This is a genomic window from Nocardia sp. CNS-044, from assembly GCF_059570515.1.
Window position 1 is genome coordinate 686,365 of the sequence record NZ_JCANSX010000009.1, and the last position, 7,477, is coordinate 693,841.

Annotated in this window: 8 protein-coding genes; 1 reads left to right on the forward strand and 7 read right to left on the reverse strand. The window is 68.9% G+C overall.

The window, feature by feature from the left end; all coding sequences use genetic code 11:
* Positions 1–60: 60 nt before the first annotated feature.
* Entirely contained in the window at positions 61–1,308 is a 1,248-nt protein-coding gene (locus T333_RS25870; RefSeq protein WP_496426111.1) for a hypothetical protein, read from the reverse strand.
* A gap of 253 nt (positions 1,309–1,561) precedes the next feature.
* On the reverse strand, positions 1,562–2,008 hold the full coding sequence (locus T333_RS25875) for a hypothetical protein (RefSeq protein ID WP_357257075.1): 447 nt from the start codon (positions 2,006–2,008) through the stop codon (positions 1,562–1,564).
* Between the two features lie 208 nt (positions 2,009–2,216).
* Here T333_RS25875 and lexA point away from each other — a divergent pair, with 208 nt between their 5' ends.
* The gene (lexA, locus tag T333_RS25880) at positions 2,217–2,948 is read left to right on the forward strand and encodes a transcriptional repressor LexA (protein WP_354999545.1); all 732 of its coding nucleotides are present in this window, start codon (positions 2,217–2,219) and stop codon (positions 2,946–2,948) included.
* Between the two features lies 1 nt (position 2,949).
* Here lexA and T333_RS25885 read toward each other — a convergent pair whose 3' ends face one another.
* From T333_RS25885 to T333_RS25905, 5 genes are all read right to left on the reverse strand, one after another.
* Entirely contained in the window at positions 2,950–3,324 is a 375-nt protein-coding gene (locus T333_RS25885) for a helix-turn-helix transcriptional regulator (RefSeq protein WP_496426112.1), read from the reverse strand.
* Between the two features lie 312 nt (positions 3,325–3,636).
* Positions 3,637–4,518 (reverse strand): SDR family oxidoreductase, encoded by an 882-nt coding sequence (locus tag T333_RS25890; RefSeq protein WP_496426113.1) that lies wholly within the window; start codon positions 4,516–4,518, stop codon positions 3,637–3,639.
* 42 nt (positions 4,519–4,560) lie between these two features.
* Positions 4,561–5,370 (reverse strand): class I SAM-dependent methyltransferase, encoded by an 810-nt coding sequence (locus T333_RS25895; RefSeq protein ID WP_496426114.1) that lies wholly within the window; start codon positions 5,368–5,370, stop codon positions 4,561–4,563.
* 133 nt (positions 5,371–5,503) lie between these two features.
* On the reverse strand, positions 5,504–6,637 hold the full coding sequence (locus T333_RS25900; RefSeq protein ID WP_357257085.1) for an Mrp/NBP35 family ATP-binding protein: 1,134 nt from the start codon (positions 6,635–6,637) through the stop codon (positions 5,504–5,506).
* Positions 6,638–6,672: 35 nt separating this feature from the next.
* Positions 6,673–7,477, reverse strand: an 805-nt coding sequence (locus T333_RS25905) for a ferredoxin--NADP reductase domain-containing protein (RefSeq protein ID WP_496426115.1), incomplete at its 5' end; no start/stop codon positions are given.

Sequence of the window (7,477 nt, forward strand, 5' to 3'; positions counted from 1 at the left end):
CCTCCATAGCTCTTCGAGAATACCCGGGTCGTTACCGGGAGTTCCGTCCGGCGGGCCGCATCACTCGACTAGTTGCCACCGGGCGGTCAGATCGGCGAGCAGTTCGGGCAGACGCGGCACGAGCCGCCCGCGGGCGAGTTTGTGCCAGAACGACTCGCCGAGCACGGTCGCGGCGAGCACGGCGTCGGACTCCATGTCGATGTGGCGCGGCACCAGGTCGCCCATGATGTAGGTCCAGCGGTCCTCCCGGTCGGCCCAGTTGAAGGCTGGCAGCGCGGTGCGCAGCGCCATCGACCGGCCGCCGAGATCGGCGCGCACGGTGGCCGGTGCGAAGACCCCGGGCGCCCGCACGCCGGGCACCGCGGGTTTGCCCGCGATCGTGCTGACGTAGGTGAGCACGCGACCGATGCCGTCACGGCCCGCGGAGGTGACGTCCCACTGGTCGGCGATGACACGGTTCTGTTCCCGGTCGGTCATGCGAATCAGCGCGTCGATGTAGCCGTCGCGGGTGCCCATCGTGATCGAGTGCCAGGCGGCGCGGATGTCCGCGTCGATGATCCCGGCGGCGAACATCTCGTCGATCCCCGGCATGCCGAGCGCGACGAAGGCTTCGTGCATCGGAACCAGGTCGGTGAAGATGTGCTTCTGCATGATCATCAGCCGGGTCTGGTACCACGCGACGTCCTCGGCGGACAGCCGCGCGCCTTCGGTGGCGAGCAGCCGGATGTCGGCGGGCAGTTCGCCGACCAGTTCCTCGGGGGTCCCGCGCAGCAGATCGGCGACCGCGTTGCCGAGTTGATGAATGCCGGGCACATCGAGGACGATGCCGACATCGCTCATGTCGAAGAAACCGGAAGCGAACGAGCCACCCGCGATCCCGGCGAGACCCGCCCAGTAGAACTCCGGGTGCGACGTGGTCAGCCGCAGGTAGTTGACATACACCTGATTGAACATGCGCTCGTTGGCCCGCACACCCCGGCTGGGATCCCACCCGGCCAGATCGATAGCGGCGTTGCCGGTCGCCACCACGAGCCAGTACTGATGCAGCAGTGTCGCATAGCGTTCCGGCGCGATGCCGTCGGCGCGCGCCTGGTCCAGCGCCGCGCGCAACGTCGGTTCGTCCAGCGGCAGTGCGGGATTCAGTCCGCCGCCGTACTCACCGTCGCCGTTGACCGACGGAAGATCCAGATAGCCGTGGTAGGCAGTGTTCGCGTGGGCGGCGGGAATCGCGCCGAATCCCAACAGAAGACAGAAGAACAGCCCGGCGAAAGCCCGAAGCGCCCGGCCCGCGGTGTGTCGCTGCGTCATTGCAAGTGGTCCCGAAATCGTTCGAGGCAGGTGTTGCCTGGGTCACGTTTTCAGCACAGTAGCAACGCGTTCTAGTTCTGGATCGAGATTTTCGGCCACGCCCTTGGCCGACTCCCTGGATGTCCCATACGCCGCAAGGGAAATGGATTCGGAGCCCATCCCCCGCCGGACGATCCCGACGGCACCGTCGGCGCCGACGCGACACCGGCGACCGCCCGTGCGCGACGAACTCGATGGCAGCGGATTCGCCGAATCAGCGCGTGAAGTTGCCGTAGTGCGACTGCTGTCCGATTTCCGCGGGAATCGAAGGCGACGGCGCGGGTTCTTCGAAAGTGCCCGCTCGCCAATGGGCCAACGCGAGGAAAGCCACGACTACCAGCGCGCTGAGCAGGGCCGCGACGGCGAGCACCGCGAATCCGAGTTGCGCCTGCTCGACACTCGGCGCCGGATGCGCGCCGCGAGGCCGCCGGGCCGCGAGCGTGCGCACGGAACCACGCCGATACAGTTCCACAGCCCCGCCCGGCCTGCTCGCGCGCGGGCGGCGATCCGCCACCGCGCGACCCGGCCCGTCCAGCGCGCGCAGTCCGCCGCGGCGCGCGCGCCGCACCCGCGGCACGGAGTCGAAGCCCAGGTCATCGATCGGACCCTCGGAGGCCGGAGCGGATTCGGTGGCGCGGATTTCGCGGATCGCTGTGTTCATCGGACAAACCTCCGTGTGGATACAGGCGGGATGGCTCGAAGGGAGTCGCTTTCGATCACATGTTCGAAGAACTGATGTTCGATTTCTACCACGCGGCGGCGCCGAAGTCAGCACGAAACGCCCGACATGCGTCGAACAGATGTTTGAAACCTGGGCGTGACCGGACTAAATTCGAAAAGCGACATCAACGACAGGAAGGGCGGTTGCGGTGAGCCACACAGACGACACGGGCGACGAGAGCGGAGTCGGCGGCGACCCGTCGCCGACCGGGGCAGATCTCACCGTGCGTCAGCGCAAGGTGCTGGAGGTCATCCGGACCTCGGTGAGCGAGCGCGGCTACCCGCCGAGCATCCGCGAGATCGGCGACGCGGTCGGACTGACCTCCACCTCGTCGGTCGCCCACCAACTTCGGGCCCTGGAACGTAAGGGCTATTTACGCCGCGACCCCAACCGCCCCCGCGCGGTCGACGTCCGCGGACTCGACGAGGCGGTGCGCGCGGTGACCAGCCTGCCCGGCGCCGCGATCGAGGACGCCGAGGCCGCCGCGATCGATCCGAGCCGTCCGACTCCGACCTTCGTCCCGGTGCTGGGCCGGATCGCCGCCGGTGGGCCGATTCTCGCCGAGCAGGCCGTGGAGGACGTGTTCCCGCTGCCGCGCGAATTGGTCGGCGACGGTTCGCTGTTCCTGCTGAAGGTCGTCGGCCAGTCGATGGTCGACGCCGCCATCTGCGACGGCGACTGGGTGGTCGTTCGCCAGCAGAACGTCGCCGACAACGGCGACATCGTGGCCGCGATGATCGAGGGCGAGGCCACGGTGAAGACCTTCAAGCGCAGCGGCAAGGACGTCTGGCTGATGCCGCACAACCCGCTGTTCGAGCCGATCCCGGGTAACGACGCCCGCATCCTCGGCAAGGTCGTGACGGTCATCCGCAAGATCTAGGTCAGGGTCGAACGGAATGTCTGCCGCGGGAACGGAATTCCTGCGGCGGGCATCCGTTCCAGCGCCGGAAGGCGCGGATGAACGAGGCCGATTCGGCGTAGCCGAGTCTGCTGGCGACCTGTTCGGTGGTCAGACGCGTGTGGCCGAGCAACTGTTCGGACCGCGCCCGGCGCACCTCGTCCACCAGCGCGCGAAACGACGTCCCCTCCGCGTTGAGCCGCCGGGAGAGCGTGCGGCAACTGAGGAACAGCGCCGCCGCGACCTGCGGCAGGTCCGGGATGGCGGCCGGGTCCCGGACCAGCTCGTCGCGCACCGCGCCCGCGACGTCCGCGCGAATCCTCTTGCCCGGCAGTCGATCACGGTGTCCGACGGACACGCTTCCCGATAGTTCCGAGCCGGACATCTCCGCGAACCCCCATCGACCTTGCCTAACGCACCCGCGCGGTTCCGCGAAAACTACCAATTCCCGGTCACTTCGGCGGCGGAATGAGCGAATTCCCTTCTGGGAGAACGTCTATCCCCCGCAACGCGCCGCTGCGGGCGCCGCGCGGCAGCGGTGGCCTCCTCGACAGGCCGAGGCGACCTCGGACAGCCCCGTCGGACGGCGGTTCGTCACCAGACCGCGCATGGCCCGAGCGAATGCGGAGGTACGCAAGACGCGCATGACCGGAGCGAATGCGGAGTACGCCTAATCCCCTCCGAGCGCCTGGGTCCGGGCACTGAACGAACGACCGAGTTCGGCCACCTCGGCGTCGACCTCGGGCAGCCAGTCCGGGGTGGTCTTGCCGCTCGAGCGCTCGACGAGCCGCATCTGCAGCAGCGGCCGCAGCCAGCGCAGCAGGCCGACCCACACGGGAACGTTGATCCGCCTGGCGCGCCGCGCGATACCCCGCTCGAACCTGGCGCCGCACTCCCGCACCGAGGTCGTCTTGCGGATCGGGCTCGGCAGCGCGGCGAGCCCGCGCGCGACCGCGGGCAGATCGGCGAAGCTCTCCCGCACGAGCGGGGTATCGATCCACGACATGTGCGCGGACCCGACATCGACGCCGAGGTGGGCGACCTCGAGCCGCAACGCGTTCGCGAAGTGCTCGACCCCGGCCTTGGCGGCGTCGTAGGGCGCCATCCCCGGCATCGCGAGATAGGCCGCGAGGGAGGACACGATCAGCACGTATCCACGCCGCTCGACGACCGATGGCAAGGCGGCCCGGACGGTGTGGAAGCAACCGACGAGGTTGACCTCGATCACCCGCCGGAAAGCGGCGGGATCCACGGCAAGAACCGATCCGTAGCTGGCGATGCCCGCGTTTGCCATCACGATGTCGATGCCGCCGAACCGCTCGATTCCCCGCGCGACCGCGGCCTCCATCGCGGCGAAGTCGCGCACGTCGGCGGAGACCGCCACGACACGCTCCTCGCCACCCAGTTCCGCCGCGAGTTCCCGCAGCGGGGGCGGATCGACGTCGACGAGTATCAGGTGCGCGCCGCGCGCGTGCAGCCGCCGGGCGACTTCCGCACCGATGCCGCGGGCGCCGCCGGTGATGAGTACGACCTTGCCGGTGAAGGCGGTCATGGCTCTAAAGCCTAAACCCCTCGGGCGCGCTTCGGAACGCGTTCAGGCAGCGGTGCGCACGTGCGCGATCGCGGGCGGGATGTCGCGCAAGACCGGCAGTCGCTCGAACAGCGGCAGCGTGGCGGGCAGCGGTCCGTGCGACGGGCTGTAAGACGAGACCGTCACCTCGGTGACCTTCGGACTCCACGAGCGCACCAGGTCCGCGATGTCGCTGCGCCGGACGCCCCACGGCATCGGCGGCGCCTCGTAGTGGGGGGTCTTGTGGAAGCCGCGCACCGTCTTGTGGGAGAACCAGGGCGGGATGGTGTCGAACATCAACTCCACGCCAGGGAACCGGTCCAGGATCGCGGAGCACAGCTGTCGCACCTGCTCCGGCTCGAAGTACATGAAAAGCCCTTGCGCCGTGACGAATACGCCGCGCGACGAGTCCACCTGATCCAGCCAGGCGGTGTCCAGCGCGCTCACGGGCAGATGCCTGCACCGCTCGCTCGGCGGCAGGAATCGTTCGCGCACCGCGATCGCGTCCGGCACGTCCACGCACAGCCACCGCACCTGCCCGTCGTCGCAGCGCTGGAATTCGGTCTCGAGTCCGGCCGCGAGTTCCACCACCGTGCCGCCGGGATGCGCCGCGAGCCAGGGCCGCAGCACCGCGTCGAACTTCTTCGACCGCACCGCGTGCGTGCCGTCCGGCTTGCCGAAGGTCCGCTCGTAGTCGAAGGCGATCGCGTCGTAGATCCGCTCGCAGTCGGGGTCGCGCAGGATCGCGTCGGGCCGTTTGGACTCGCTGGCCCGGTTGTGCAGGGTCCAGAGCATGGTCAGCGGGATCCCGTCGAGTTCGACATCGGCGCCCATGGGTTCGTCCTCCCACTCGGTCGGTCGGAGTCACCCGCGCACCCCGGCCGCATTAGTGAAATCGATGTTCAACAACAACTAAGGACAACCTAATTCAGCGCAGCCGTCGCCGCAACGACTTCCGACTACGAGGTCATTTCACGTCGACCGCCAGCGAGCGCCCCGCCAAGCCGCGGGGGCGTACGGCAAGCCGCTGTGCCACAGCGCGGAGCGCGCTCGCGGCCGTGGAGTTGGGCTCCGCGACAACGATCGGTGCACCCAGATCCCCCGCCGCGCCCACGTCGGGATGGAACGGGATCCGCCCCAGCAGCGGACACGCGGAGCCGAGCAGGGCGGTCAACCGATCGCTGACCGCGCGGCCACCGCCCGCACCGAACAGTGCCTGACGACCACCCGCGGGATCGTCGTACCAGGACATGTTCTCCACGACACCGACCACCCGCTGCCCCGTCTCCGCCGCGACGGCGCCCGCCCGCGCGGCGATGCCCGCCGCCGTCGGCTGCGGCGTAGTGACGATCAACAGTTCGGCATCGGGCAGCAGTTGCGCCAGCGAGATCGCGATGTCACCGGTGCCGGGCGGCAGGTCGACGAGCAGCACGTCCAGATCGCCCCAGAACACCTGCGCGAGGAACTGCCGCAGCGCGCGGTGCAGCATCGGTCCACGCCACACCACCGGCTTGTCGGCATCGAGGAACATGCCGATCGAGATGACCCGGACGCCGCGGCCCGTCGGCGGCATGATCATCCGATCGACCTGAGTCGGTACGCCCGTGACGCCGAGCATCCCGGGAATCGAATGGCCGTGGATGTCGGCGTCCAGCACACCGACCGCGAGCCCGCGCGCGGCCATGGCTGCGGCGAGATTGACCGTGACCGTGGACTTTCCCACGCCACCCTTGCCGGAGGCCACGCAGTAGACGCGGGTCCGGGAGTGGGGCTGGGCGAACGGAACGACATCGTCCTGTGCGTCGCCGCGCAACTGGGAGCGCAGCACGGCCCGCTGCTCGTCGGACATCACGCCGAACTCGACGCTCACCTCCGTGACGCCAGGAACGTCGAGCACGGCCGCTCGGACGTCGCGGTCGATCGTGGTCCGCATCGGGCAGGCGGCCACGGTGAGCAGCACCCGGACGGCGATCCGGTTGCCTGCACGCACGTCGATGGCGTCGATCATGTTCAATTCGGTGATGGGACGGTGGATCTCGGGATCCTGGACCAGCGCCAGCGCCTGCTCGATTCGTTCCTTCGATACCAACGGCTCGGTCATCACGGTTGCCTTTCAGTTCGGGGTCGGGGCATGCGTCAGCCGAGACTCGCGCGGAGCATGTCCTCGCGCTCCACCACCTTGACGCGCTCGCGGCCCTCGGGCTCGCCGAGCGCGCGCTCGTGCGCGTCGAGGCGGTACCAGCCCGCCCAGGTGGTGAACGGGATGCCCTTGCCCTCGAGGAACTCGGTCACGGCCTGCGGGTCCGGGTTCTCGGCCGGGGCGAAGCCGGGGGCGTCGTCGAGCAGGCAGGCGATGGTCTCGTTGGCGTCGCCCTTGGTGTGGCCGATCAGACCGACCGGGCCGCGCTTGATCCAGCCGGTCACGTAGGTGGCGGGCATGTAGCGCGCCGGGCCATCGGCGTTCTCGTCGGCGATGACGCGACCCGCCTCGTTGGGCACGGTGCCCGCCTGGTCGTCGAACGGCAGCTGGTTGATGTTCTGCGACAGGTAACCGACGGCGCGGTAGATCGCCTGCACGTCCCAGTCCTTGAACACCCCGGTGCCCTTGACGTTGCCGGTGCCGTCGAGCTGGGTGCGCTCGGTGCGCAGACCGACGACCTTGCCGTTCTCGTCGCCGAGCACCTCGGCCGGGGACTCGAAGAAGTGCAGGAACAACTTGTGCGGGCGGTTGCCCTGGTCGCGGATGGCCCACTGCTCGAGGGTGTTGGCGACCATGTCGACCTGCTTGGAGTGCCGCCGCGCGGCCTCCGAACCCTCGTCGTAGTCGATGTCCTCCGGATCGACGATGACCTCGATGGTCGGCGAATGATCCAGCTCGCGCAGCTCCAGCGGGGTGAACTTCGCCTGCGCCGGACCGCGACGCCCGAACACGTGCACCTCG

Bases quoted from the DNA above. Each gene is read 5' to 3' on its own strand.
- T333_RS25870 (WP_496426111.1), bottom strand. From the start codon at position 1,308: ATGACGCAGCGACACACCGCGGGCCGGGCGCTTCGGGCTTTCGCCGGG.
- T333_RS25875 (WP_357257075.1), bottom strand. From the start codon at position 2,008: ATGAACACAGCGATCCGCGAAATCCGCGCCACCGAATCCGCTCCGGCC.
- T333_RS25890 (WP_496426113.1), bottom strand. From the start codon at position 4,518: ATGACCGCCTTCACCGGCAAGGTCGTACTCATCACCGGCGGCGCCCGC.
- T333_RS25895 (WP_496426114.1), bottom strand. From the start codon at position 5,370: ATGGGCGCCGATGTCGAACTCGACGGGATCCCGCTGACCATGCTCTGG.
- T333_RS25900 (WP_357257085.1), bottom strand. From the start codon at position 6,637: ATGACCGAGCCGTTGGTATCGAAGGAACGAATCGAGCAGGCGCTGGCG.